Source organism: Stenotrophomonas testudinis (assembly GCF_024499815.1).
Classification (GTDB): domain Bacteria; phylum Pseudomonadota; class Gammaproteobacteria; order Xanthomonadales; family Xanthomonadaceae; genus Stenotrophomonas.
In genome coordinates this window covers 83,725-107,649 of the sequence record NZ_JAMOKY010000008.1, presented here as the reverse complement: position 1 = coordinate 107,649, position 23,925 = coordinate 83,725, and the positions used below count along the sequence as shown (strand labels likewise).

Sequence of the window (23,925 nt, the reverse complement as noted above, 5' to 3'; positions counted from 1 at the left end):
GCGGGGCGGGGTTTCATGATGGCGCAGGTTGGGTTGCGGGCATGCTGCAGCGCGAAAGGCCGCCTGCGGCGGGGGATCGGTGAACGGCGGAGCCCCTCCGTGGTGGGGGCTGAAAGCCCGGGGAGTGAGGGTTGGCCGGGAGGGTGGGTTGGCTGGGGGACGCTGCAAGTACGTCCATGTAAGCTCGGTCGCCGCATCCATGCGGCTCACGCCCCCAGCCAACCCACCCTCCCGGCCACGGACACGTTCCCGCGCGCCACCCTGAAAAATCAAGAGAAAAGAACAAAAGCGGGTCGCTTCGCTCGCACAGCCGAGCCCGCCAGCGCACCGCTTTTGCTTTTGCTTTTGCTTTTGCCTTCTTCTCTTGATCTTCCGTGGTGGAGGCCGCGGGAAACTGTCAGAGGCCGGGTGGGTAGGCGGGGCGGGGGTGTCCGCGGCATGGATGCCGCGGCCAAGCCCCCAAGGATGGGTTCACGGCGTCCCCCGACCCGTCTACCCTCCCGGCCAACCCCGGTAATCGAGCAACCCAGACCCCACCACGGAGGGGCTCCGCCGTTCGCCGATCCCCCGCCGCAGGCGCGCCTTCCGCGCAGAAAAAAAAAACAACCGACCTGTCGATTCCCTATCCCCCGGTTCGTCGTACCCATGAAGGGCGCGCAGAACGCCGCCCACGGGAGACCGACATGAAAGTCATGGTGATCGTCAAAGCCAACGCCGATTCCGAAGCCGGCCGCCTGCCCAGCGAAGCGGAACTGGCCGAAATGGGCGCCTACAACGAACAACTCGTCGCCGCCGGCATCATGCTCGCCGGTGAAGGCCTGCACGCCACCGCCCGTGGCCGCCGCATTCATTTTGGTGCCGCCGCCTCGCAGGTCCAGGCCGGCCCCTTCGGCCCGCCCAGCGAGCAGATCGCCGGCTTCTGGTTGTGGAACGTGCGCTCGCTGGACGAGGCCATCGAATGGGCCAGCCGTGCCCCGTTCGGCGCTGGCGGCACCCTCGAGCTGCGTCAGCTGATCACCGCCGAGGATTTCGGTGAAGCCTTCACCCCCGAATTACAGCAGCAGGAACAGCGTCTGCGGGAACAGCTGGAAAACTGATCGATCTTCCCTGTCACATCCGCCGGTACGCCCCGGCGCGACCACCCAACGGAGCATTGCCATGAAACTGATTCCCTTCCTTGGCTTCAGCGGCCAAGCCCACGATGCGATGGTCTTCTATGCCAAGGCCCTCGGTGGCCAGGTCACCTCGGAGATGAAGTACCGCGACATGCCGCCGTCCGATGGTTCGCCGGGCTGCAATGAGATGCCTGCCGAAACCCTCGACCACGTGGCGCACAGCCAGCTGGAGATCGACGGCGCGATCCTGATGGCCGCCGATGGCCCGGGCGGGGGCGAGGGCGGCTCGACCACCATCAATGTCGACGTCGACAGCATCGAGGAAGCCGAGCGCGTGTTCGCCGCGCTGGCCGAAGGCGGCCAGGTGCAGATGCCGATCGCCGAAACGTTCTGGGCGCATCGCTGGGGCATGTTGATCGACCGCTTCGGCAAGCCGTGGATGGTCAACTGCATGAAGCAGCCCTGATCCGGCTCCAACACCCACCTCGCATCACACACAGGAAACGCAACGATGAGCGCACCGCAACCGCAGATGATCTTCGTCAACCTGCCCGTGCAGGACCTGCAACAGTCCAAGGACTTCTTCAGCGCGCTGGGCTACAGCTTCAATCCGGCCTACACCAATGAAGATGCCGCCTGCATGGTCATCAGCGAGAGCATCTTCGTGATGCTGCTGGTCAAGCCGTTCTTCCAGCAGTTCACCAACAAGAACATTGCCGATGCGCACGCGGAGACCGAGGTGATCACCTGCCTTTCCGCGGCCAGCCGCAAGGCGGTGGACGTGATGGTGGACAAGGCGGTGGCCGCAGGTGGCAGCGAACCGCAACCGGCCCGTGACTACGGCTTCATGTACCAGCGCGGCTTCCAGGACCTGGATGGCCACCTGTGGGAAATCGCGTATATGGATGGCGAGCCGGGCTGATGGCCGACGCCGTTTGCTGGCGCTTGTGCGGGCACGGCCTGCGTGCTGTGATCGGCGCATGACCGAGCCCGCCCTGAGCCAGCGACTGCAGAGCCTCTGGCGGATGGAATCGCCGGTGTTGATCGCGCGCCTGGCGCGGCTGCTCGGCGGTGATGTCGGCCGCGCCGAGGAGCTGGCCCAGGACACCTGGCTGGCCGCGCTGGAGCGCTGGCCGGCGCAGGGCATCCCGGACAACCCCGGAGCCTGGCTGATGACCACCGCGCGCAACCGTGCCATCGATGTGCTGCGCCAGCACCAGCGCGTGGCGCAGCAGCATGCGCAATGGGGCGAGGAACTGCACCCGGTGGCGCTGCCCGCACCCGATGACAGCCAGGCACTGGAAGACGACCTCGGCGATGATCTGCTGCGGCTGATGTTCGTAGCCTGCCATCCGGTGCTGCCGGCCGATGCACGGGTGGCGCTGACCCTGCGCCTGCTGGGCGGTCTGACCACCACCGAGATCGCCCGTGCCTTCCTGCAGCCGGAGCCGACCATCGCCCAGCGCATCGTGCGCGCCAAGCGCACCCTGGTGCAGAAGCAGGTGCCCTACGAGGTACCGCGTGCCGAGGCGCTGCCCGAGCGGCTGGCCTCGGTGCTGGAAGCGATCTACCTGGTCTTCAACGAGGGCTATGCGGCCAGTGCCGGCGATGACTGGATGCGGCCGGCCTTGTGCGAGGAAGCGTTGCGGCTGGCCCGCATCCTCGCCCATCGGCTGCCCGCGCCGCCGGTGCTTGGCCTGCTGGCGCTGATGGAACTGCAGGCCTCGCGCGCGGCGGCGCGCGTTGATGCGCAGGGCCAGCCGGTATTGCTGGACGTGCAGAACCGCGCGCGCTGGGACTGGCTGCAGATTGAACGCGGGCAACAAGCGCTGCAGCGTGCGCTGGATGCCGGCGGCGGCAAGGATGCCTACGTCCTGCAGGCACGTATCGCAGCCTGCCATGCCACCGCGCGCCGTGCCGAAGACACCGACTGGGCACGCATCGCCGCGCTGTATGCGCAGCTGCTACAGGTGATGCCCTCGCCGGTGGTGGCCCTGAACCGGGTGGTGGCGGTGTCGCGCAGTGACGGCGCGTTCGCGGCCTGGGGGTTGTTGCAGCCGTTGCTGGTCGATGCGCGGTTGCAGAGCTATGCCCCGTTGCAGGTGGTACGGGGCGAGCTGCTGCTGCAGCTGGGTCGGCGTGAGGATGCCGCCACCGCCTTCTGCGAGGCGGCCGCGCTCACCGGCAATGCCCGCGAGCGGTCGGTGCTGCTGGCCCGTGCTCATCGATTGGGGTCAGGGCCCTTTTCATGACGCATTCGTGTTGAGTGCCGACCAACGGTCGGCACCCAGCGGCAGCCGCAGGGAATCTGTCGAAGGCGGTGCGGGTCCGGTTGCGGGGGTGTAAGCGCCATGGATGGCGCGCCAAAGCCTCCACGGGCGGATTCACGGCGTCCCCCGCAACCGGACCCACCCCGCCATCCCACGGAATGCGGGCTTTTGCTTTTGAAGTTGCCGGCCAGCGGCCAGCACTACCGCAGGTGCAGGGCGCAGCCCTGCCGAATCCCATTACACTCCGGAAGGATTTTCCTGCTGGAGAGAGCAATGAAACGAGCAGTACTGGGCATCCTGGCCCTGTCGGTGTCGAGCGCACTGATGGCCGCCACGCCGAAATTCGATGGCGCGCGGATCTCCGCCGACGTCAAGGAACTGGCCTCCGACGCCTACGAGGGCCGCTCACCGGCCACTGCCGGCGAAGAAAAGACCATTGCCTACCTCAGCAAGCAGTTTGCCGCCGCCGGCCTGCAGCCGGGTGGTGACCTGCAGGATGGCAAGCGCCTGTGGACCCAGGCCGTGCCGCTGCGCAAGGGCGACATCGTCGGTACCCCGCAGCTGGCCCTGCATCAGGGCGGCAAGACCCTCACCCTCGACCAGGGCAAGCAGATCGCCGTGCGCGCCGCCATGAATGGCGCCACCACCGTCGACATCAGCAAGGCCCCGCTGGTCTTCCTCGGCTATGGCGTGAAAGCGCCGGAGCGCAACTGGGACGACTTCAAGGGCGTCGACCTGAAGGGCAAGATCGCCGTCGTGCTGATCAACGACCCCGATTTCGAAACCGGCAAGGGCGACTTCGACGGCAAGGGCATGACCTGGTACGGGCGCTGGCCGTACAAGTATGAAGAAGGCGCACGCCAGGGCGCGCTCGGCGTGCTGATCGTGCACGAGACCGCACCGGCCTCGTACGGCTGGGCCACCGTGGCCGGCTCCAACACCAACACCATGTTCGACGTGGTGCGTGACAACCCCGCCGAGACCCACCCGCTGCTGGAAGGCTGGATCCAGCGCGACCTCGCCGTCGAGCTGTTCCGCGCCGCCGGGCAGGATTTCGAGGCGCTGAAGAAGAAGGCGCAGCAGCGCGACTTCACCCCGGTGCCGCTGACCGGCGCCAGCCTGGATGCGAAGTACGCGGTAAAGACCGAAGTGATCACCTCGCACAACGTGGCCGCACGCCTGGAAGGCAGCAGCCACCCGGACGAGACCATCATCTACAGCGCGCACTGGGACCACATCGGCGTGGGCGAGCCGGACGCGCGCGGCGACCGCATCTTCAACGGCGCGCTGGACAATGCCAGCGGCACCGCCTCGCTGATCGAACTGGCCCGCGGCTTCGCCAAGGGCCAGCGTCCGCAGCGCTCGCTGCTGTTCCTGGCGGTCACCGCCGAGGAAAAGGGCCTGCTGGGTTCGGAGTACTACGCCACCCACCCGCTGTACCCGCTGGAAACCACGGTGGCGGCGATCAACATGGACGGCATGTCGCCGTTCGGTCCGTCGCGTGACTTCGGCATCTACGGCACCGCGCGCTTCGAACTGCTGGACCAGCTGAAGGACGTCGCCAAGGGCTGGGACATCCGCTACACCCCGGACCCGAAGCCGGAAGCGGGCCTGTTCTTCCGCTCCGATCACTTCTCGTTCGCCAAGCGCGGCGTGCCGGCGCTGTCCTGGTCGGCCGGCCAGGACTGGGTGGAGGGTGGCGTTGCCGCCGGCAAGAAGGCCTCGGAGGATTACACCGCCAAGCGCTACCACCAGCAGGGCGACGAATGGCAGCCGGACTGGGTGTTTGCCGGTGCCGCCCGCGACCTGGAAGTGCTTTACACGCTGGGCAACCAGCTGGCCAACTCGCGCAGCTGGCCGAACTGGAGCACCGACGAGTCGTTCCGCGCCGTGCGTGACAGCAGCGCCGCACAGCGCAACTAAGAAGCACCGGTAGCGCCGGGCCATGCCCGGCGTTCCCGTAACAGCTTCCATCCCCGGTTTCCGGGGCTTCGTCGCAGGCCGCTTGTTTGCCCGGTGGGCCGACCTATGCTCGGCTCACCCCCTTCCTCCAAGGCGCTGCCGTGATCGCCAGCCTCACTCTCATTCTCCGTCACCTGTTGGCCTGGGCCGTGGCACTGCTGGTGGCCGGCATGGTCTGGAGCGGTATCTTCAGCGGCATGAACGACGGCCCGGGGTGGATCTTCGGCCTGTTGGCGATGTTCCTGATGATCAGCGCGCTGGGCAGTGCCATCACCCATGTGCGCCGGGTGTGGCTGATCGCCGGTCGCCTTGATGGCAGCACCCTGTCCGGCCATCAGCGCCGCCAGATTGAAGTGCCACTGGATGCCGGCCCGGCCTTCGCCCTGGTCGAGGCCGCCGTGGCCGAACTGCCGCGGGTGGAAGACGTGGAAAGCGCTGCCGGCAGCCTGCAGGTGCGCGCCTATGTGCGCCGCGTCGATCCCTGGAATGGCCGCCAGCCCTCGCGCTGGAACCTGCCGGCGCGGCTGGCCATCAAGCGCAACAGCGTGCAGGCCACGGTCACCCCGGGGCAGGGCACCAGCACCGTCACCCTGCTGTTCGAGCCCGATGCCGGCTGGTGGGCCGACCTGCTGGCGCTGGATGAAGGCAGCAATTTCGAAAACGCCGAGGCCGTCACCCGTGCGATCACCCGACGCGTGGCCGACCAGCGCCGCGACGAGCAGGCCGCGGCCGAGCAGACCCAGGTGGAAAAGGAACTGTCGGTGGCCCGCCTGAACCTGCTGCACGCGCAGGTGGAACCACACTTCCTCTACAACACCCTGGCCAACGCACAGGTGCTCACCCGCACCGATCCCGGCCGCGCCGAACAGATGCTCGGCCACCTCATCCAATACCTGCGCAGTTCGCTGCCGCAGGTGGACGAATCGGTGTCCACGCTGGGCGTGGAACTGGAGCGCACCCGCGCCTACCTGGAAATCCTGCGCATCCGCATGGGCGCGCGGCTGGCAGTGGAAGTGCAGGTGCCCAACGAGCTGCACGGCGTGCACATGCCCGCGATGGCCCTGCAGACGCTGGTGGAAAACGCGATCAAGCATGGCCTGGAACCCAAGCCCGGCGGCGGCACGATCTGGATCCTGGCGCGTGCGTTCGATGACCACGTGACGGTGACCGTGGCCGACGACGGCCTGGGCTTCGGCCAGGGCACCAGCGGCACCGGCATCGGCCTGAAGAACCTGCGCGAGCGCCTGCGCCTGACCTGCGGCGAGCAGGCCGGCGTGGCCATCGTCGCCAATTTCCCCAGCGGCGTCGCCGCTACCATGACCCTGCCGCAGCCGGCCAAGGAACGCAGCCATGCCGCTTGAAGCCCTGATCGCCGAGGACGAGGAACTGCTGCGGCAGTCGCTGGTGGAACAGCTGGGCCGGTTGTGGCCGGAACTGAAGCTGGTGGCCGAATGCGAAGATGGTGCCAGCGCGCTGGAACAGCTGGCCGAAAAGCAGCCGGACATCGCCTTCCTGGATATCCGCATGCCCGGCATAAGCGGCATCGAAGTGGCGCGCGCGCTGTCCGAACTGAGCCCGCGCACGCAGGTGGTGTTCGTCACCGCCTACGACCAGTACGCCATCGATGCGTTCGAGCAGGGCGCGATGGACTACCTGCTGAAGCCGGTCAGCGACGAGCGTCTGCTGGCCACCCGCGAGCGCATCCTTTCGCGGCTGCCCAACACGCGCCAGGACGATGCGGTGCTGGAACGCCTGCTGCAGCGCCTGGGTCCGTCACAGGGCGCGGGTGACCGCCCGCCACTGGCCTGGATCACCGCCAGCAACGGCCGCGACACCCAGCTGATCATGCTGGAGGACGTGGTCTATTTCCGCGCCGACAACAAGTACACGACCGTGGTCACCAGCGCCGGCGAAAGCCTGCTGCGCACGCCGCTGCGCGAACTGCTGGAGGTGCTCGACCCGCAGCACTTCCGCCAGGTGCATCGCTCGACCATCGTCAACATGAAGGCGGTGGCGGCGGTCAGCCGCGATGACACCGGCCGCGGCGTGCTGCGCCTGCGCCAGCGGCCGGAAACGCTGGTGGTCAGCCAGCCGTTCATGAGCCTGTTCCGCGGCATGTAGAAAGAACAATGCCACCGTGACAGTGCACGGTGGCATTGTGGCTCCCCCCGCTTCCCTGGACCTGTTGGCCAGCCTCAGTAGGCCGGCTGCAGGGTCAGATCGTGGTGGTGTTCGGTTTCGCCGACATGGTTGAGCCGGCCGACCAGTTCCGAGTGCTGCCGCATGCGCCCGATCTCGGTCATGATGCGGATGTCCTCGTGGCGCAGCTCGCGCCGGGTGGTGACGGCCTGCTTGTAGTCCAGCACTTCCGGGTAGTGCTCGGCCAGGTCCAGCGCTTCGGCCACGCACTCGACGCTGTCGGCCTTGGAAGTGATGCGGGCGCGGCTGTTGAATGCCTTCATCCAGCGCTCGAAACCGGCCTGCTGGTCGAACATGTTGGCCATGAACCAGATCACGAACAGGATCGACACCCACGAGCCGAACACCACGACCACGCGGGTAAAGGTGATGTGGTAATCGTCGCGCCAGAGGTAGTTGGCGATCAGGCCGAGGATGAGCAGGGATGCCGCCTGCCAGCCGATGATCGAGGCGATCAGCCATTGGCACTTGGCCTGCGCCAACACCGCTACTTCTTCGCGGATCTGCTGCTCGCTGAGGTTGCGCCAGTGCGCGACCTGTTTGTCGAACGGGCTGTGGTAGAGCTCGTTGTCGCGAAGCAGTAGTCCCAAACCCTTGAACAAAGCAATCATGGCTGGCTCCCTTGTGGAACGTGCGTCGATCAGCATTGGACGGTGTGGCGGGTTCAGTTCTAGCACTTCCAGCGGGCCGTGCAATGGGTGGAATGCCTAGCGCGGTAAGGGTTTTGTCTGAATGGGTGAAGGTTGATGCGGCGCAGCATCGCGCCGGTAGCCTGCGTCAAGATGTCGCAGGGTGAAATGTGCTGCGGCTGCACATGGAGCCGTGGCTGAGCCGACGGGCTCGCTGCATCGGCCCGTATCGCCCAGAATCGAGGCTGACCGCGCAGACCGCGGCCGATTCCGCCACCGCCTGGACCGAAGATGCCGCCGCTGCTGCACCGCCTTTCCCGCCCCGTCACCGCGCCGATCCGGCGCTGGGTGCTCGATGCCTTCCCGCGCGGCCAGAGCGGCATCGATTATGACCAGCCGCTGGGCGACCCCGGCTGGTTCGGGCCGGACAGCGTGACCTGGCGCATGCACGCCGAGCTGCCCTCGATGCTGGCCGGCGGCCTGTGTGCGCTGATGCTGCAGACCCTGCACCCGCGCGCGCTGGCCGGCGTGTACGACCACTCCAACTTCCGCCAGGACCTGGTCGGCCGCCTGCGCCGGACCACCGCGTTCGTCGCCGGCACCAGCTACGCGCCTGCTGGTGAGGTGGAAAAACTTGTGGCCAAGGTGCGCCGCATCCATGCGCAGATCCGCGGCCGCACCGCGCAGGGCGAAGACTACGCGGCTGACGACCCGCAGCTGCTGACGTGGGTGCACGTGACCGAGGCGTTCGGTTTCCTGCAGGGTTATCGCCGCTACGGGCGCGAGGTGCCGGTGAAGATTGCCGACCGCTACTACGACGAGTACCGCTGCGTGGCCGAAGCGCTGGGCGCGGTGGATGTGCCGCGCAGCGAAGCGGAGGTGGCCGCCTATTTCTGCGCGCGGCAGCCGGAGCTGCTGGCCGATGCACGGTCGCGCGAGGTGCTGGAGGTGTTGTCGGCGGTCAACCTGCCGGTGCCGATCCCGGGCCTGTCGCGCGCGGTGTTCCTCGGCGCCGGTGCCGCGCTGCTGCCCGACTGGGCCGAGGCGATGCTGGAACGCAGTGCCGGCCAGCGCACGCAGGCAGCCGCGTCGGCCAAGCTGATGCAGGGCATGGCACCGTTGTTCCGCCGCGCGTTGCCCGATGGCCTGGCCACGCGCGCGTGCGCACGCGTGGGTGTGCCGGTGGACGTGTTGCGCGAGTGGCCGGCGGTGGGTTGATCCATCGCGCACGCATGGCGTGGTTCTACGGATCCATGCCGCGCAGCAGTAGATCCACGCCATGCGTGGATGGCGGAAAGCGCCAACCAAGGTTGGCCTCTACCGGAGCAGGCTACGCCGCAGCATCCGCCCCAAAAAAACGGGCGCCTCTCGGCGCCCGTTCGCATCACATCACCACACCTTGACCCGCTTGTCCGGGGCCAGGTACAGCTTCTGGCCTTCCTTCACTTCAAACGCCGGGTACCAGGCGTCGATGTTGCGCACGGTCAGTGCACGGTACTGGCCCGGTGCGTGCACGTCGGTCAGCAGGCCGTTGCGCAGTGCCTGCTCGCGGCTCTTGCTGCGCCAAGCCTGGGCAAAGCCGAGGAAGAAGCGCTGGTCCGGCGTGAAGCCTTCCAGGGTCTGGCCCGGCTTGCCCTGCAGCGACAGCTGGTAGGCGTCGTAGGCGGTGCCCAGGCCGGCCACGTCGGCGATGTTCTCGCCCAGGGTCAGCTTGCCGTTGACGTGCACGCCGGGGAACGGCTCGTAACTGCTGAACTGCGCAGCCAGTGCATCGCCGGCCGCGTTGAACTGCTTGAGGTCCTCGGCCGTCCACCAGTTGTGCAGCTTGCCGGTTTCATCGAACAGCGCGCCGGCATTGTCGAAGCCGTGGCTGATCTCGTGGCCGATCACCGCGCCGATCGCACCGTAGTTCACCGCGTCGTCGGCGGCGCCGTCGAAGAACGGCGGCTGCAGGATCGCGGCCGGGAACACCAGGCGGTTTTCCAGCGGCACGTTCATCGCGTTGATGGTCTGCGGCAGCATCGCCCACTCGTCGTGGTCGACCGGCTTGCCCAGCTTGGCCACGTTGCGCGCGTACTCGAACTGCTCCGCACGCTGCGCATTGCCCAGCGGATCGTCACGGCGGATCTCCAGGCCTGTGTAGTCGCGCCAGGTGTCCGGGTAGCCCATGCCCACGGTCAGGCCGGCGACCTTGGCCTTGGCGTGTGCCTTGGTCTGCGGTGACATCCAGGCCAGTGCGTCGATGCGCTTGGCGAAGGCGGCGATGATGTTCTTCGCCATCTCGTCCGCGCGTTCCTTGGTCTTGGCGTCGAAGTGTTTTTCCACGTAGCGCTTGCCGATGGCCTCACCCACGGCATGGTTGGCATCGTCCACCGCACGCTTCCAGCGGTCGCTCTGCTGCGGGGTGCCGCTCAGCGCGGTGCCGTGGAAGGCGAAGCGGGCGTCGGCGAACGTCTTCGGCAGGTAGGCCGCGGCGCGGTCCAGGGCGTGGAAGGTCATGTAGTCCTTCCACACGTCCAGCGGCTCGGTAGCCACCAGCCTGGACAGGCCGGCGACGGCCTTCGGCTGCCACACGATGAAGTCCTGCTGCTGGCCCAGCTTGGCGGCGTCCAGGAACGCCGCCCAGTCCATGCCCGGCGCCTTGGCGTTGAAGTCCGCCTGCGTCCACGGGTTGGCACCCAGGGTCACGTTGTTGGTTTCTTCCTGGCTGGCGTGGGCCTGGGCGATCTTGGTTTCCAGCGCGAGGATGCGCTGCGCCTTGCCCGCCGGGTCGGCCACGCCGGCCAGCTGCAGCACCTGCGCGATGTAGGCCTGGTACTGCTTGCGCAGCTCGGCCATGCGGCCATCACCCAGGTAGAAATCGCGGTCGGGCATGCCCAGGCCGCCCTGCACCAGGTACGGCGCGTTGCGGTCCGGCTGCAGCATGTCCACCGACACCCACAGGCCGAACAGGCGGTCGGTGTAGAAGTTGGTGGCGTTGAGCAGGTCGACGTCGGCGCGCATGTCGCCGCCCAGCGCACGTGCCAGGCCCGCCTTGTCGGCGATGCCGCCGATCGCGGCCAGCTGCGGCTGTACCGGGGCCAGACCGCGCTTCTCGATGCCGGCCTCGTCCATGAACGCGGCGTAATAGTCGCCGATCAGCTTGTCATCGCCGCTGGCCTGCGCATTGCCGGCCGCGCCTTCGAGGATCGCGCGGGTATCGGCCTGGGTCTTTTCGGCGATGACGTTGAAGCTGCCAAAGCGCGAACGGTCGGCCGGGATCTCGGTGTTCTTCACCCAGGTGCCGTTGGCGAAGCCGAAGAAGTCGTCGCCGGCGGCGATGCTGCGGTCCATGCCGCTGGCATCGAAGCCGAAGCTGCCCAGCATCGGCTTGGCCGGGGCAGGGGTGGCATCGGCCGGCGCGGCGGTGCCGGCGGCCGGTTCGGCCGGGCGGTCGCAGGCGGCCAGGGACAGGCTGGCGACGATGGCCAGCGCCAGGGTGGGACGGCGCAGCTTGGACATGGACTTCTCTTGCAGCGGGAAAACCCCAAGTCTAATCCCCTGCGCGTGTGCTGGACGCTCCGCCACGGGGGCCGCGCTGTGCGCGATCTGGCTGAACACGCGCCGACGATCTTCACGCCGTCATCGACGTGGTGCATGCTGCAGGCTAGATACCGGTGCAGCCATGGGGAAGGTGGCGCACCGGACAGACCCAGGCGTCAAGAATGCCGATCCGCGGCCGCTCTGATCGGGGATGTGGAGGAATCGTTCGCGCATGAAGCCAGTCGTCTGCACAGGGAACATTGATCGATGCCAGCGCTGAGGCACGCGCTGGCCCGGCCGTTGCGCGCCATCACCTGGGGCGGCATTGCCGTGGGCGTGCTACTGGCCGTGGTGCTGGCGGTGATGCTGGCCAACGATTACCAGCGCCGGCTGGAAGCTGCGCAACGGCAGAGCCGTGCCATGGCAGTGGGCACCGAGCGGCTGCTGGCGATGGAACTGCGCAACCTGGAGCGGGCCATGAGCGGGATCGCCGCCGATGCCGCCGAACTGTTCCGCAGCGTGCCGGCGCAGGCCCCGGCGCTGCTGGATGCGGCCATCAGCGGGGTGCTCGGCCGCCATGCGGAACTGGACAGCATCGTCGTACTGGATGCCTATGGACGCGCATTGACCGCCGGCAAGGGTGATCTGAAGCTGCCGCTGTGGAGCGACCCGCAACGACGTGGGCAGGGCAGCGCGCTGTACCTCGGCCCGCCGCAGCAGGCCATCGATGGCCGCTGGGTGGTGCCCCTGGCGCTGCCGATGGCGGGCGACCGCTGGTTGCTGGCGCGCCTGCGCTGCGAGGAGTTGCAGCGCATTGTCAGTGGCCTGGACGTCGGCAACCACGGGCTGGTGTCGATCAGTGACCGTGATGGCGCCATGCTGGCCCGCGTTCCCGACCCGCAGGCGACGGTCGGGCGCCGCTACCGCTTGCCGGGTCGTGAGCTGCTGGGCCGCGCTGCGGTGGTCGAACTGGGCAGCATCCCCGGTGCGGTGGATGGCATTCCGCGCATTTCCACCATCAGCACGCTGGAACGCAGCCCGCTGGCGGTGCAGGTGGGCCTGGCCGACCAGGACGTGCTGGCGCCATGGTGGCCGTACCTGCAGGCCGCCGTTGCCATCCTGCTGGCCTACGCCGGCGTGCTGCTGGTGCTGTTGTACGCGGTGCGGCGCAGTACCCGCAGCCATCAGTCGATGGCCGAGGAACTGCGCACCGGCCACGCCGAGCTGGGCCTGGCCCACCAGGCCGGCCGGGTCTGCACTTGGCACGTGGATGAGGATGCGGCACAGCTGCATTGGTCGCCGTTGGCCCGCGAGATCTTCGGCCTGCACACCAATGCGATGCCGGTGGCCGAGTTCTTCAACCGCGTGCACCACGAGGACAGCGAACGCCTGCAGCGCGCCTTCAACCAGGCGTTTGCCGGCGATGAAGTGCTGGACGAAGAATTCCGCCTGGTGCTGCCCGGTGGCCAGGTGCGCTGGGTGGCCGCGCGCGGCCAGCGGGTGGAAGTGGCCGACCGCCAGCGCCGCATGATCGGCGCGCTGACCGACCAGACCGAGCGCTACCGTGCGCGCGAACAGATGAGTCGTGCAGAGCGCCGCTTCCGCCTGCTGTTCGACCGCAATCCGGCACCGTTCTGGGTGTTCGATCCGAGCAGCCTGCGTTTCCTTGAAGTCAACCAGGCGGCCGTCGAGCAGTACGGCTACAGCCGCGAAGAATTCCTGCAGATGAGCATCCTCGACATCCGTCCGCGTGGCGGCTGGGACGAGGTGATGGGGGCCATTGCACGGGCACGCGTGGATGGGCTGCCGGAGTCGACGGTACGCATGCACCGGCGCCGCGATGGCAGCGAGTTCGAGGTGCGTGCGCACCTGTCCATGCTGGATTTCGATGGCCGCGCCGCCTGCCTGGTGCTGGCCGAGGATGTCAGCGAGCGCTTGGCCTACGAGCGCGACCTGGCCTACCGCGCGCGGCACAACCCGGATACGGGCCTGCTGACCGTGCGCGCGCTGACCGAGCAGCTGGACGCACAGGAAGGCGCCTACACCATCGCCTACGTGCAGCTGCGCGGCCTGCAGCTGGTGGCCGATACGCTGGGCCGCGAGATCGGCGATGCGGTGCTGCAGTCGATGGCCCTGCGCCTGGGCGGGTTGGGTGCGCGCTTCGGTACGCTGGCCTTCCAGCCGGCCGAGGACTTCGTGCTGGCCATCGGTGGCGAGCACACCGCGCAGCGTGCGCTGGATGACCTGCTGCAGATCGTCTCGGCGCCGATGCGCGGCAAGGATTCGCTGCACCAGTTCGAGCCGCGCATCGGCGTGGCCGTGCATGCAGTGGGCGATGGCCACAGTGCCGAGCAGGTGATCGGCATGGCCGCGCAGGCTGCGCATGCCGCGCGCGCCGAAGGCAACGTGGTGGCCTGGTTCGATACCGCGGTGACCACCCGCCTGGCCGACCGCCTGCGCCTGGCCGCGCGCATCCATGCCGCCATCGACAACGAATTCCAGCTGTATTTCCAGCCGATCCGCCATGCCAGCGATGGCAGCCCGGCGGCGCTGGAGGCGCTGCTGCGCTGGCCGCAGGCCGACGGCAGTTTCATTCCGCCCAGCGAGTTCATCCAGCTCTGCGAGGACACCGGGCTGATCCTGGCGCTGGGGCGCTGGGTGATCCGTGCCGCCGCACAGGCGCAGCGGCGGCTGGTGGATGCCGGCTGGGGCGAGCTGTCGATCGCGGTGAACGTGTCGGCGGTGCAGTTCTTCAACAGTGACCTGGTGGCCGAGTTCACCCGCGCACAGAAGGAGTTCGGCCTGGCCCGCGGCGCACTGCACGTGGAGCTGACCGAGAGCAGCCTGATGCGCAAGCCGACGCAGGCGATGCAGACCATGCAGCGCCTGCACGAGCAGGGCATCTGCGTGTCGCTGGATGATTTCGGCACCGGCTATTCCAGCATGTCCTACCTGCAGCACCTGCCGCTGGACATCCTGAAGATCGACCGCAGCTTCGTGGCGGATGTGGAAACCAATCCGCGCAACGCCTCGATCTGCCGCGCACTGCTGTCGCTGGGCCACAGCATGGGGTTGACCATCATCGCCGAGGGCGTGGAAACACCGGGCCAGCTGAACTGGCTGGCCGCGCATGGCTGCGACCAGGTGCAGGGCTACCTGCTGGGGCGGCCGGCGCCGCTGGAAAAGATCATCGATTCGCTGGATGAAGTGGTGGTGTGAGCGGGAAGATCCGCCGGGCATGGCTGCCCGCCGGGTAGCGCCGGGCCATGCCCGGCGAGCGCGAAGCGCGGGCGTCACACCCCCGCATCCACCAGGTAGTCAATGAAGCTGCGCACCTTCGGTGCCAGGTGGCTGCGGCTGGTGTAGACGGCGAAGATGCCGATCGTGGGCACGTCCCATTCCGGCAGCACGCGCACCAGGCGGCCATCGGCGAGTGCGTCCTCCAGCAGGAAATCCGGCTGCAGGATCACGCCCATGCCGGCGATGGCCGCTTCGCGCAGCACGTCGCCGTTGTTGGCCTGCAGGATGCTGTTCACCGTCACCCGGGTTTCGCCCCCTGGCCCCTGCAGTGGCCACTGGTTGCCCGAGGCCCAGTAGCTGTAGCCGAGGCAGTCGTGCTGTTCCAGCTCCTGCGGCGTGTGCGGCGTGCCGCGCGCGGCCAGGTAGGACGGCGCAGCGCACAGGGTGATGCGGGCCTGGCCCAGCCGCCGTGCGATCAGCGCCGGGCTCGGTTCGCGGGTGATGCGGATGGCCACGTCGTAGCCTTCTTCGACCATGTCCACCAGCCGGTCGGACAGGGCCAGGTCCAGTTCCACCTGCGGGTAGCGCTGGCGGTAGCCGGCCAGCAGCGGGCCGAGGCGGGCGATGCCCCAGCTGACTGGTGCATTGATGCGCAGCGTGCCCGAGGGCTCCAGCGCCTGCGCGCCGATGCTGGCTTCCAGTGCGTCGAACTCGGCCAGCAGGCGCACGCACTGCGCGTAGTAGGCCGCGCCGGCGCTGGTCGGGCTGACCCGCCGCGTGGTGCGGTGAAGCAGACGGGTGGACAGGCGTTTTTCCAGCGATGCGACCTGCCGGGTCACCCCGGCCGTGGACATGTCCAGCGCCTGCGCGGCGGCACTGAAGCCGTTGCGCTCAACCACCGCGACGAACACACGCATGGCGTCCAGGGTGTCCATTATTCCGCCTTATGCAACAAATACGGTCAGATCATCGTATTTATCGGCTCTGGTGAGCGCAATAAGCTGTGCCCACTCCTTCCGAGGTGCCTGCCATGTCTACCACGTCCCGTCCGCTGTCACCGCTCGCCCCCTACGCCGGCACCCTGCTGCGGCTGGCGCTGGGCGGCCTGTTCCTGGCCCATGGCCTGACCAAGCTGCTGGTGTTCACCCCGGCCGGCACCGCGGCCTATTTCCAGTCGCTGGGCCTGCCCGGTGTACTGGGGTATTTCACGATCGTTGCCGAGCTCGGCATCGCCGCCGCCCTGCTGCTGGGCGTCTATGCGCGCTGGATCGGCCTGCTCGGCGTGCCGCTGCTGCTGGGCACCATCGTCACCGTGCACGGCGCCAACGGTTTCAGCTTCGCCAACAGTGGCGGCGGCTGGGAATACCCGGCGTTGTGGGCCGTGGCCCTGGTCGTGCTGTTCCTGCTGGGCGATGGCCGCTGGACCCTGCGTTCGCGCTGATCGCCCCCTGAAAGAATTCCTGGAGGTTCCCATGTCCCGCCTGCCTTCGCTGTACATCTCCCATGGTTCGCCGATGACCGCCCTGCATCCGGGCCAGGTCGGCGTGCGACTGGCCGAGCTGGCCCGCGACCTGCCGACGCCGCGCGCGATCGTCATCGCCTCGGCGCACTGGCTCGCCCGCCAGCCGCTGGTCGGCACGCACCCGCAGCCGCCGACGATCCATGATTTCGGTGGTTTCCCGCGCGCGCTGTTCGAACTGCAGTACCCGGCCCCGGGCGACCCGGCGCTGGCCGAAGAAGTCGCCGGACGCATCGCCGCCGCCGGCCTGCCGGTGGCCATCGACCCGAAGCGCGGCCTCGACCACGGTGCCTGGGTGCCGCTGCGCATGCTGCGCCCGCAGGCCGACATTCCGGTGGTGCCGGTATCGATCCAGCCGATGCTGGGCCCGCAGCACCAGTACGCGCTGGGCCGCGCGCTGGCGCCGCTGCGCGAGCAGGGCGTGCTGCTGATCGGTTCGGGCAGCATCACCCACAACCTGCACGACTGGCGCGATTACCAGGACGGCAAGGAAGCGCCGTACGTGCGCCCCTTCATCGAATGGGTGGAGCAGCGCCTGGCCGCCAACGACCGCGATGCGCTGTTCGACTACCGCCGCCAGGCACCGTTTGCCGAGCGCGCGCATCCCACCGATGAGCACCTGCTGCCGCTGTACTTCGCGATGGGCGCGGCGGGCGAGGGCGGCTTCGGTGCGCAGCGCATCGATGCGGGCATCGACGCCGGCATGCTGGCGATGGATATCTACCGCTTCGATGGCAGCGCTGCGGCGGTGGCCGCATGAGCGCGGAGCTGCCGATGCTGGAGCGCCCGGCGCAGGGCACCGCGCAGGGCCTGGTGGTACTGCTGCATGGCGTGGGCAGCAACGAGCAGTCGCTGGCCGGCCTGGCCCAAGCCCTCGACCCGCGCCTGCACGTGCTGCTGCCGCGCGGGCCGCTGGTGTTCGGGCCGCAGGCGTTCGGCTGGTTCACCGTGCGCTTCGGCGCGCAGGGGCCGGTCATCGACCCGGCGCAGGCCGAACAGTCGCGCCTGCTGCTGGGCGAGTGGCTGGCGGCGCAGCAGCAGCGGCTGGGCGTGGACGCGCGGCAGACCGTGCTGGCCGGCTTCAGCCAGGGCGGCATCATGAGTGCCAGCGTGGCCCTGACCCAGCCGCAGCGGGTGAAGTCGTTCGGCGTGCTGTGCGGGCGCATCCTGCCGGAGATCGCCCCGCACGTGCCGGCCGATATCGCCGATGCCGGGCTGGACGGCCTGCTGGTGCACGGCCATGCCGACGACAAGCTGCCGTACACGCTGGCCGAATCCGCGGCTGCGCGCCTGCAGGCGCTCGGCGTGGCCCGCCAGCTGCGTGGCTACCCGGTTGGCCACACGCTGTCGGCGGACATGCAGCGGGACATCAGCGGCTGGATCCAGCAGCGTTTGCTGTCGCCACGATGACGGCAGCACGCACGCCGATCAGGGGCAACGATAGACGTTGCCACTGAGGGTAACGTTGGTCTGGGCCTGGCCGCCGCCTTGCCTGCCCGTAACGCCGGCGCGATTGGTCAGCAGGTAGATCACGTTGCCACCGCGTGCAGCCGCCTGATTCTTCAGGTCATTGCGCGCGCCCGACTCCAGGTTCTTGTTCGACGTGTAGCTGCCAGTGAGGAAGTTGCCCTGGCTGCCGGTGATATCACCAAGGAACTGACAACCCTTGGGTTCTTCGTGGGTCAGCCGGACCAGGGTGGCGTCACCGTGCAGACGCGTAGAGGCGCAGCCGGACAGCAGAAGCGCGAGGGCGGCAAGGACGGCAAGTCGATGATGCATGGCGTTGGTTCACGGAGGAAGTGATGTGGAGAGCCCTTACGATAGGGCGACTGCGCAGCGTGGTCTGGTGGCATTGCCGACACACAACGGCGCGTTGCGCCTTGTGCACACCTGCATTCAGGCCGGAGCGGGGGCGGGCGCCCGTTCCGCGAAGCCTGAACACGGGTGTGCTACGTTTCCATACCGACGCTGCAGTTCCTGTCCAAGCCCCATGCACACCATCGAAGTCGTCCTGGCGATGCTGGTAGCCGTTGTCGCCAGCGGTTACCTGGTTCGCGTCCTGCCATTCTCGTTGCCCCTGCCGCTGGTGCAGATCGCGCTGGGCGCGGTCATCGCCGGCGTGTTCAACCGCGGCCATGCGCTGGAACCGGAAGTGTTCTTTCTGCTGTTCCTGCCGCCGCTGCTGTTCCTTGATGGCTGGCGCATTCCCAAACAGGGCCTGTTCCGCGATAAAGGCGCGATCCTCGAACTGGCGTTCGGCCTGGTGGTGTTCACCGTCCTCGGCGCCGGCCTGCTGATCCACTGGATGATTCCGGTGATGCCGTTGGCGGTGTGCTTCGCGCTGGCCGCCATCGTCTCGCCCACCGACCCGGTGGCCGTCGGTGCGATCGCCGCCAAGGCGCCCATTCCCAAGCGCCTGATGCACATCCTGGAAGGCGAATCGCTGCTCAATGATGCGTCCGGCCTGGTCTGCTTCCGCTTCGCTGTGGCTGCGGTGATGACCGGCAGCTTCTCGCTGGCCACCGCGTCGCTGACCTTCCTGTGGGTGGCCGTGGCCGGCCTGGCGGTGGGTGTGGCGGTCACCCTGGGCGTGTCCACGTTCCAGCGTTGGCTGTGGCGCCGCTTCGGCGAAGAGCCCGGCGCGGCGATGCTGGTCAACCTGCTGATCCCCTTCGCGGCCTATCTGCTGGCCGAAGAAATCCACGCCTCGGGCATCCTCGCCGCGGTCGCCGCCGGCATCGCGATGAGCTATGTCGAGCTGACCGGCCGCGTGTCGGGCAGCATGCGCGTGCAGCGTGCGGGCGTCTGGAACATGCTGCAGTTCAGCTTCAACGGCATCATGTTCGTGCTGCTGGGCGAGCAGCTGCCGGGCATCGTCGAGCGCGCCACCACCACCATGAACGAGACCGGCCACCAGAGCGCCTGGTGGCTGCTGGTGTACGTGCTGGTCATCAATGCCGCGCTGATCGCGCTGCGCCTTCTGTGGGTGTGGCTGTCGCTGCGCTGGAACCTGCTGCGCGCGCGCCGCCGTGGCCTGGAGCGGGGCGAGGCGCCGAACTGGCGCATCGTGGTGGCGACCTCGGTGGCCGGCGTGCGCGGTGCGATCACCCTGGCCGGCGTGCTGACGCTGCCGCTGTTCCTGCCTGATGGCAGCGCCTTCCCGGCGCGTGACCTGGTGATCTTCCTGGCCGCGGCGGTCATCCTGTTCTCGCTGGTCGGCGCCAGCGTGGCGCTGCCGCAGCTGCTGAAAGGCCTGCAGCTGCCGGCCGATTCGGGCGAACGCAAGGAAGAGGACCTGGCCCGCAAGCTGTCCTCCAAGGCCGCCCTGGCCGGGGTGGAGCGCATGCGCCAGCAGCTGGTGATGAACCAGAACACCGAGAACGTGCAGCTGTACAACGACGCGGCCTCGCGGGTCAGCCTGCTGTACCAGCGCCATCTGGAAAAGGACAGCGACGGCCCCGACGTGGACCCGGAGAAGGTGAACCGGATGGAGCAGGGCTACCGCCAGCTGCGCAGTGCCGGCCTGAACGCCGAGCGCGAGGAGCTGTTCCGCCTGACCCGGCGCGGGGTGATCTCCGACGAGATCTCGCGGCGGCTGATCCGCAACCTGGACCTGCTGGAATCGCGCAAGCGCGATTGACCCTGGAATGTAGAGCCGAGCCCGTGCTCGGCTGCTCTTTGCGCAAGAAGAGCAGCCGAGCACGGGCTCGGCTCTACAACAGCGGCTTATTCCGGCTTCTGGTCCAGGAAGTATGCCTCGACCTTGCCATTGACCTTCATGGTCATCGGGTTGCCGCGGCGGTCGCGGGCCTTGCCGGCCTGGACGCGGATCCAGCCTTCGCTGATCGAGTATTCCTCGACGTTGTCGCGCTCGATGTCGTTGAAACGCACGCCAACGCCGCGCTCCAGCGCCTTGGCATCATGGAAGGGGCTGGCCGGGTTGATCGCCAGGTGGTCGGGAGGGGTATCGCTCATCGCTTCATTCACAGTGACGGCCACCAAGGCCGGCTTCAGCGGCACAGGATAAACCGTAGAATGCCGGCCTGCCCCAAGGAGTGCGCGCCATGCCCGACAACAGCGATTATTTCGACTTCGAAGAAGACGCCCACGATTTCGACGAAGACGACTTCGAGGCGCGGGTCTGGAACCTGCTGGTCCTGATCAATCCGGGCGACGATGAGTTGGCGCTGCAGCAGTTCAACCGCTGGCGCGAGCATCTGGCCGAGGACGGGCAGCCGCTGGAAGCGGACAGCGCCTGGGTGCCGGCGCTGTTCACGGCCATCGCCTGGCAGTCGGGCTTCGAGGTGGAGCGTGATGACCTGGAATCGCTGCAGTCGGCGGTGAACGAGCTGTCGGCACGCTTCAACCTGCAGCTGGACTGGGGTGGCGACCTCGATGACGAGGATTTCGCTGCCGACCTGGACGGCGTGCAGCTGATGTCCACCGCCTTCGACCGCCTGCGCGAGCACAACTACACGCTGTGGAGCGTGGATGCTGGCAGCGACGGCTTCACCGGCTGGATGGCGCTGACCCGCGACGACGACGCGCTGCTGGCGCTGTGCTCGCTGCTGAACCTGGAAGTGCGGCTGGGCAGCGACCCGTTCTGATCGGTAGCGCCGGGCCATTCCCGGCGGCTTCTCGCCGCGCTGCGCGCTCGCCGGGCATGGCCCGGCGCTACCCGTACCAGCCTACGGCTGGTACTGCGCCCGTGCGTTGGCGATCACGGCCTTCACCAGTTCGCGGTCGGTATGCCGGGAAATGGCGCGTGCGCCGAGGGCGATCGCCTGCGCGCGCAGGTCCGCGTTGACATCGTAATGAGCGCCGCTGGCCTTGTTCTGGAAGGCCCGCGGCGGGATGCCGAGCTGCGCCGCCATCGCGTGCAGCTCGGCCAGGGTGTCGGCCATCAGGTGCGCCCAGCGCTGTCCGCGCCAGGGATGCACCGCGTCATCGACGTAGACCGCCACCGTCGCGGCCGGTTCAGGCCTGCGGCTTGCCGTCGGTGTCGGCGGCGTCGGCCGGATCGGCCTCGGCGTCGGCAGCGGCTTCAACCACGTCGCCTTCAGCGGCGTCTTCGCCTTCTTCGGCCTGCTCGGTTTCGAACTCGGCCACCAGCTTGTCCAGATACTCGTCAGCGGTCTGGCCGGCTTCGGCAGCCAGGGTGTCCAGCAGCTTCTGCATCAGCTCGGAATATTCCAGGTTGACCGTGCGGCCTTCCTTTTCCTGCACGTTGGACAGGTGCTTGAGCATGGCCAGCATCGGCACCGGGTTGTCGGCGTTGCCCATGGTCTGGCCGCCGATGGCCAGCAGCCACTCGCGGCCCTGCAGGCCGATGGCGGCCACGGCCTGGCCGTCTTCGTTGGTCAGCACGGCGTGGTTCTGCACCTGCTGCTGGGCATTCAGGCGCAGGAACGGACGCTTGGCCTGCTGCTTCTTGCGCTTGTCGCGCTTGGCCTTGGAGTTCTGGGACATGGGGTGGGGTCACCTGGAAAAGGAAAGACCGCCATTGTACTGGGTGCCGCGCTGCGCGCTCGCCGGGCCATGCCCGGCGGAGACCGGTCAGGGGTCAGAGCCCTTTCCGGGAGAAAGGGATCCGACCCCGGCTCAGGGTGCTACTGCCGGCGTGGCGGCCTCACCCTGCGCGGCCTGCACGTCCGGGTCGGCCACGGCGGCCGACAGCCCCACCTGCGGGCCGGCGCCAGCCAGGGCGGCTTCTTCGGCGGCCTTGGTCATCACCACGATGCTGATGCGGCGGTTGATCGGGTTCTGCGGGTCGGCCTTGTCGAACAGCACCGACGAGGACAGGCCGACCACGCGGGTGATCTTGCTGTCGTCCATGCCGCCATCGACCAGCGCACGGCGCGCGGCGTTGGCGCGGTCGGCGCTCAGTTCCCAGTTGCCATAGCCGCGCGCGGCCGAATAGGCGGTGATATCGGTGTGGCCGGTCAGGCTGATCCGGTTCGGCACGTGGTTCAGGTACTCGGCCAGCTCGTGCAGGATCTGCTGGGTATAGGGCTTCAGCGTGGCGCTGCCAAGGTCGAACATCGGCCGGTTCTGCTTGTCCACGATCTGGATGCGCAGGCCTTCCGGGGTCAGGTCCAGCAGCAGCTGGTCCTTGAACGGCTCCAGCGCCTGGCTCCTGCTGATCGCTTCCTGCAGCTCCTTCATCAGCGCTTCCAGCTGCTGCTTGTCGCGCTGCTGCTGGTCCACCGGCTGCGGCACGGCTTCCTTCTGGTTCTGGAAGGGGTCGTTGCTGTTGCCGCGGGACACATCGGTGGCGCCGCCCAGCTTGATCATCGAGGTGCTGGCGCCCCCCGGGCCGGCCATGCCCGGTGCGGGCGTTGCGCTCTGCCCGGCCAGCGGGCTGGGATTGCGGAAGTACTCGGAGATCGCCGCGCGCTCCGGCTTGCTGGTGCTGGCCATCAGCCACAGCACCAGGAAGAAGGCCATCATCGCGGTCACGAAGTCGGCGTAGGCCACTTTCCACGAACCGCCGTGATGGGCGGCATGGCCGCCCTTCCTGACCCGGCGGACGATGACGGTGGGCTTGTTCTCGGCCATGGCTTACTTGACCGTCTTCAGGTGCTGCTCGAAATCGGAGAACGCCGGGCGCACGTTCGACGGCAGGGTCTTGCGTGCGAATTCCAGGGCGATCTTCGGGTTATAGCCGCGCAGGCAGGCCAGCAGGGCGGTCTTGACCGATTCGTAGATGCGGCTGTCCTGCTCGGCGCGCGCTTCCATCGCCGAGGCCATCGGGCCGATGAAACCGTAGCCCAGCAGGATGCCGAGGAAGGTACCGACCAGGGCGCCCGCCACGTGGCCACCCACTTCGACGATGTCGCCGCCGATCGAGCCCATGGTGATGACGATGCCCAGCACCGCCGCCACGATGCCGAAACCGGGCAGGCCGTCGGCCACCTTGTTCATCACCTGCGAGGGCGCCATTGCTTCGGCGTGGTGCTTTTCCAGCTCCAGCTCCAGCAGCGGCTCCAGTTCGTGCGGCTCGATGTTGCTGCCGATCATCAGGCGCAGGCAGTCAGTGATGAAGTCGATCAGGTGGTGGTCGGCCTGCACCTTCGGGTAGTTGGCGAACAGGGCGCTCTCGGCCGGGCGCTCGACGTGGTCTTCCAGCGACATGAAGCCTTCGCGGCGGGCCTTGTTCAGCAGTTCATAGAGCAGGCTGAGGACGTCGATGTAGTCCTGCTGCTTGTAGCGCGGGCCCTTGAACACGCCGATCGCTGCCTGCAGCGTCTGCTTGACCGTCTTGGCCGGGGTGCCGACCAGGAACGCACCGACGGCCGCGCCGCCGATGATGACCAGTTCGTAAGGCTGCCAGAGGGCACCCAGGCGGCCGTGCGCGCCCAGGTAGCCGCCGAGGACGCTGATGATGACGACCAGGAATCCAACGATGATGAGCATGGCGCGACGCAAGGGGAGGGGATATCTCCTTGTCGGCCTGACACCGGTGTTTC

At 67.9% G+C, this 23,925-nt stretch carries 23 protein-coding genes; 14 read left to right on the top strand and 9 right to left on the bottom strand.

Annotated features, from left to right (window positions below):
- The first annotated feature begins 683 nt into the window (after window positions 1-683).
- From NQ204_RS07460 to NQ204_RS07430, 7 genes are all read left to right on the top strand, one after another.
- Window positions 684-1,097 (top strand): YciI family protein, encoded by a 414-nt coding sequence (locus tag NQ204_RS07460; RefSeq protein WP_256643484.1) that lies wholly within the window; start codon window positions 684-686, stop codon window positions 1,095-1,097.
- Window positions 1,098-1,158: 61 nt separating this feature from the next.
- Window positions 1,159-1,581, top strand: a complete 423-nt coding sequence (locus NQ204_RS07455; RefSeq protein WP_116864608.1) for a VOC family protein — start codon at window positions 1,159-1,161, stop codon at window positions 1,579-1,581.
- Between the two features lie 45 nt (window positions 1,582-1,626).
- Entirely contained in the window at window positions 1,627-2,037 is a 411-nt protein-coding gene (locus NQ204_RS07450) for a VOC family protein (RefSeq protein WP_256643483.1), read from the top strand.
- 58 nt (window positions 2,038-2,095) lie between these two features.
- Window positions 2,096-3,367 carry an RNA polymerase sigma factor gene (locus NQ204_RS07445; RefSeq protein WP_256643482.1) on the top strand — a complete coding sequence of 424 codons (1,272 nt, stop codon included), beginning with the start codon at window positions 2,096-2,098 and terminating at the stop codon, window positions 3,365-3,367.
- A 291-nt stretch (window positions 3,368-3,658) separates the two neighbouring features.
- On the top strand, window positions 3,659-5,308 hold the full coding sequence (locus NQ204_RS07440) for a M28 family metallopeptidase (protein WP_256643481.1): 1,650 nt from the start codon (window positions 3,659-3,661) through the stop codon (window positions 5,306-5,308).
- A 140-nt stretch (window positions 5,309-5,448) separates the two neighbouring features.
- Window positions 5,449-6,708 carry a histidine kinase gene (locus tag NQ204_RS07435; RefSeq protein ID WP_108767582.1) on the top strand — a complete coding sequence of 420 codons (1,260 nt, stop codon included), beginning with the start codon at window positions 5,449-5,451 and terminating at the stop codon, window positions 6,706-6,708.
- On the top strand, window positions 6,698-7,468 hold the full coding sequence (locus NQ204_RS07430; RefSeq protein ID WP_108767583.1) for a LytR/AlgR family response regulator transcription factor: 771 nt from the start codon (window positions 6,698-6,700) through the stop codon (window positions 7,466-7,468). The genes NQ204_RS07435 and NQ204_RS07430 overlap by 11 nt, the downstream gene beginning before the upstream one ends.
- A 74-nt stretch (window positions 7,469-7,542) precedes the next feature.
- Here the strand turns inward: NQ204_RS07430 and NQ204_RS07425 are convergent, their stop codons facing one another.
- Window positions 7,543-8,157: a hypothetical protein gene (locus NQ204_RS07425; RefSeq protein WP_108767584.1), complete on the bottom strand. Its 615-nt coding sequence runs from the start codon at window positions 8,155-8,157 to the stop codon at window positions 7,543-7,545.
- 309 nt (window positions 8,158-8,466) lie between these two features.
- On the opposite strand from NQ204_RS07425, the gene NQ204_RS07420 reads away from it, so the two are divergent.
- On the top strand, window positions 8,467-9,393 hold the full coding sequence (locus NQ204_RS07420) for an oxygenase MpaB family protein (RefSeq protein WP_116864612.1): 927 nt from the start codon (window positions 8,467-8,469) through the stop codon (window positions 9,391-9,393).
- A 171-nt stretch (window positions 9,394-9,564) separates the two neighbouring features.
- On the opposite strand, the gene NQ204_RS07415 is transcribed toward NQ204_RS07420, so the two are convergent.
- Window positions 9,565-11,676, bottom strand: coding sequence for a M13 family metallopeptidase (locus NQ204_RS07415; RefSeq protein ID WP_116864613.1), 2,112 nt, complete (start codon window positions 11,674-11,676; stop codon window positions 9,565-9,567).
- Window positions 11,677-11,964: 288 nt separating this feature from the next.
- On the opposite strand from NQ204_RS07415, the gene NQ204_RS07410 reads away from it, so the two are divergent.
- Window positions 11,965-14,916, top strand: coding sequence for a bifunctional diguanylate cyclase/phosphodiesterase (locus NQ204_RS07410; RefSeq protein ID WP_256643480.1), 2,952 nt, complete (start codon window positions 11,965-11,967; stop codon window positions 14,914-14,916).
- A gap of 74 nt (window positions 14,917-14,990) precedes the next feature.
- Here the strand turns inward: NQ204_RS07410 and NQ204_RS07405 are convergent, their stop codons facing one another.
- The gene (locus NQ204_RS07405) at window positions 14,991-15,872 is read right to left on the bottom strand and encodes a LysR family transcriptional regulator (protein ID WP_116864615.1); all 882 of its coding nucleotides are present in this window, start codon (window positions 15,870-15,872) and stop codon (window positions 14,991-14,993) included.
- 95 nt (window positions 15,873-15,967) lie between these two features.
- Here NQ204_RS07405 and NQ204_RS07400 point away from each other — a divergent pair, with 95 nt between their 5' ends.
- Genes NQ204_RS07400 through NQ204_RS07390 form a run of 3 tightly spaced genes read left to right on the top strand, consistent with a single transcriptional unit; the run spans window position 15,968 to window position 17,866 of the window.
- On the top strand, window positions 15,968-16,378 hold the full coding sequence (locus NQ204_RS07400) for a DoxX family protein (RefSeq protein ID WP_116864616.1): 411 nt from the start codon (window positions 15,968-15,970) through the stop codon (window positions 16,376-16,378).
- A 31-nt stretch (window positions 16,379-16,409) separates the two neighbouring features.
- Entirely contained in the window at window positions 16,410-17,216 is an 807-nt protein-coding gene (locus NQ204_RS07395; protein WP_256643479.1) for a dioxygenase family protein, read from the top strand.
- Entirely contained in the window at window positions 17,213-17,866 is a 654-nt protein-coding gene (locus tag NQ204_RS07390; protein ID WP_116864618.1) for an alpha/beta hydrolase, read from the top strand. Before NQ204_RS07395 ends, NQ204_RS07390 begins: the two co-directional genes overlap by 4 nt.
- Window positions 17,867-17,884: 18 nt before the next feature.
- On the opposite strand, the gene NQ204_RS07385 is transcribed toward NQ204_RS07390, so the two are convergent.
- Entirely contained in the window at window positions 17,885-18,235 is a 351-nt protein-coding gene (locus tag NQ204_RS07385; RefSeq protein ID WP_116864619.1) for a DUF4156 domain-containing protein, read from the bottom strand.
- 211 nt (window positions 18,236-18,446) lie between these two features.
- On the opposite strand from NQ204_RS07385, the gene NQ204_RS07380 reads away from it, so the two are divergent.
- A complete protein-coding gene (locus NQ204_RS07380; protein WP_116864620.1) occupies window positions 18,447-20,096 on the top strand; it encodes a Na+/H+ antiporter in 1,650 nt (549 codons plus the stop codon).
- Window positions 20,097-20,182: 86 nt separating this feature from the next.
- On the opposite strand, the gene NQ204_RS07375 is transcribed toward NQ204_RS07380, so the two are convergent.
- Entirely contained in the window at window positions 20,183-20,431 is a 249-nt protein-coding gene (locus NQ204_RS07375; protein ID WP_108767593.1) for a DUF3297 family protein, read from the bottom strand.
- Window positions 20,432-20,520: 89 nt separating this feature from the next.
- Here NQ204_RS07375 and NQ204_RS07370 point away from each other — a divergent pair, with 89 nt between their 5' ends.
- On the top strand, window positions 20,521-21,063 hold the full coding sequence (locus NQ204_RS07370) for a DUF6630 family protein (protein WP_116864621.1): 543 nt from the start codon (window positions 20,521-20,523) through the stop codon (window positions 21,061-21,063).
- 81 nt (window positions 21,064-21,144) lie between these two features.
- Here the strand turns inward: NQ204_RS07370 and NQ204_RS07365 are convergent, their stop codons facing one another.
- The 4 genes from NQ204_RS07365 to motA form a co-directional block, all read right to left on the bottom strand.
- Complete coding sequence (locus tag NQ204_RS07365) at window positions 21,145-21,420, bottom strand: DUF4031 domain-containing protein (protein WP_108767595.1); 276 nt, start codon at window positions 21,418-21,420, stop codon at window positions 21,145-21,147.
- Window positions 21,421-21,433: 13 nt separating this feature from the next.
- Window positions 21,434-21,925 (bottom strand): hypothetical protein, encoded by a 492-nt coding sequence (locus NQ204_RS07360; RefSeq protein WP_116863733.1) that lies wholly within the window; start codon window positions 21,923-21,925, stop codon window positions 21,434-21,436.
- Window positions 21,926-22,057: 132 nt separating this feature from the next.
- Window positions 22,058-23,014, bottom strand: a complete 957-nt coding sequence (gene motB, locus NQ204_RS07355) for a flagellar motor protein MotB (RefSeq protein WP_116863734.1) — start codon at window positions 23,012-23,014, stop codon at window positions 22,058-22,060.
- Between the two features lie 3 nt (window positions 23,015-23,017).
- A complete protein-coding gene (motA, locus tag NQ204_RS07350) occupies window positions 23,018-23,872 on the bottom strand; it encodes a flagellar motor stator protein MotA (protein ID WP_108767598.1) in 855 nt (284 codons plus the stop codon).
- Between the last annotated feature and the right edge of the window lie 53 nt (window positions 23,873-23,925).

Bases quoted from the DNA above. Each gene is read 5' to 3' on its own strand.
- NQ204_RS07460 (WP_256643484.1), top strand. From the start codon at position 684: ATGAAAGTCATGGTGATCGTCAAAGCCAACGCCGATTCCGAAGCCGGC.
- NQ204_RS07455 (WP_116864608.1), top strand. From the start codon at position 1,159: ATGAAACTGATTCCCTTCCTTGGCTTCAGCGGCCAAGCCCACGATGCG.
- NQ204_RS07450 (WP_256643483.1), top strand. From the start codon at position 1,627: ATGAGCGCACCGCAACCGCAGATGATCTTCGTCAACCTGCCCGTGCAG.
- NQ204_RS07445 (WP_256643482.1), top strand. From the start codon at position 2,096: ATGACCGAGCCCGCCCTGAGCCAGCGACTGCAGAGCCTCTGGCGGATG.
- NQ204_RS07440 (WP_256643481.1), top strand. From the start codon at position 3,659: ATGAAACGAGCAGTACTGGGCATCCTGGCCCTGTCGGTGTCGAGCGCA.
- NQ204_RS07430 (WP_108767583.1), top strand. From the start codon at position 6,698: ATGCCGCTTGAAGCCCTGATCGCCGAGGACGAGGAACTGCTGCGGCAG.
- NQ204_RS07425 (WP_108767584.1), bottom strand. From the start codon at position 8,157: ATGATTGCTTTGTTCAAGGGTTTGGGACTACTGCTTCGCGACAACGAG.
- NQ204_RS07420 (WP_116864612.1), top strand. From the start codon at position 8,467: ATGCCGCCGCTGCTGCACCGCCTTTCCCGCCCCGTCACCGCGCCGATC.
- NQ204_RS07415 (WP_116864613.1), bottom strand. From the start codon at position 11,676: ATGTCCAAGCTGCGCCGTCCCACCCTGGCGCTGGCCATCGTCGCCAGC.
- NQ204_RS07410 (WP_256643480.1), top strand. From the start codon at position 11,965: ATGCCAGCGCTGAGGCACGCGCTGGCCCGGCCGTTGCGCGCCATCACC.
- NQ204_RS07405 (WP_116864615.1), bottom strand. From the start codon at position 15,872: ATGGACACCCTGGACGCCATGCGTGTGTTCGTCGCGGTGGTTGAGCGC.
- NQ204_RS07400 (WP_116864616.1), top strand. From the start codon at position 15,968: ATGTCTACCACGTCCCGTCCGCTGTCACCGCTCGCCCCCTACGCCGGC.
- NQ204_RS07395 (WP_256643479.1), top strand. From the start codon at position 16,410: ATGTCCCGCCTGCCTTCGCTGTACATCTCCCATGGTTCGCCGATGACC.
- NQ204_RS07390 (WP_116864618.1), top strand. From the start codon at position 17,213: ATGAGCGCGGAGCTGCCGATGCTGGAGCGCCCGGCGCAGGGCACCGCG.
- NQ204_RS07385 (WP_116864619.1), bottom strand. From the start codon at position 18,235: ATGCATCATCGACTTGCCGTCCTTGCCGCCCTCGCGCTTCTGCTGTCC.
- NQ204_RS07380 (WP_116864620.1), top strand. From the start codon at position 18,447: ATGCACACCATCGAAGTCGTCCTGGCGATGCTGGTAGCCGTTGTCGCC.
- NQ204_RS07375 (WP_108767593.1), bottom strand. From the start codon at position 20,431: ATGAGCGATACCCCTCCCGACCACCTGGCGATCAACCCGGCCAGCCCC.
- NQ204_RS07370 (WP_116864621.1), top strand. From the start codon at position 20,521: ATGCCCGACAACAGCGATTATTTCGACTTCGAAGAAGACGCCCACGAT.
- NQ204_RS07360 (WP_116863733.1), bottom strand. From the start codon at position 21,925: ATGTCCCAGAACTCCAAGGCCAAGCGCGACAAGCGCAAGAAGCAGCAG.
- motB (WP_116863734.1), bottom strand. From the start codon at position 23,014: ATGGCCGAGAACAAGCCCACCGTCATCGTCCGCCGGGTCAGGAAGGGC.
- motA (WP_108767598.1), bottom strand. From the start codon at position 23,872: ATGCTCATCATCGTTGGATTCCTGGTCGTCATCATCAGCGTCCTCGGC.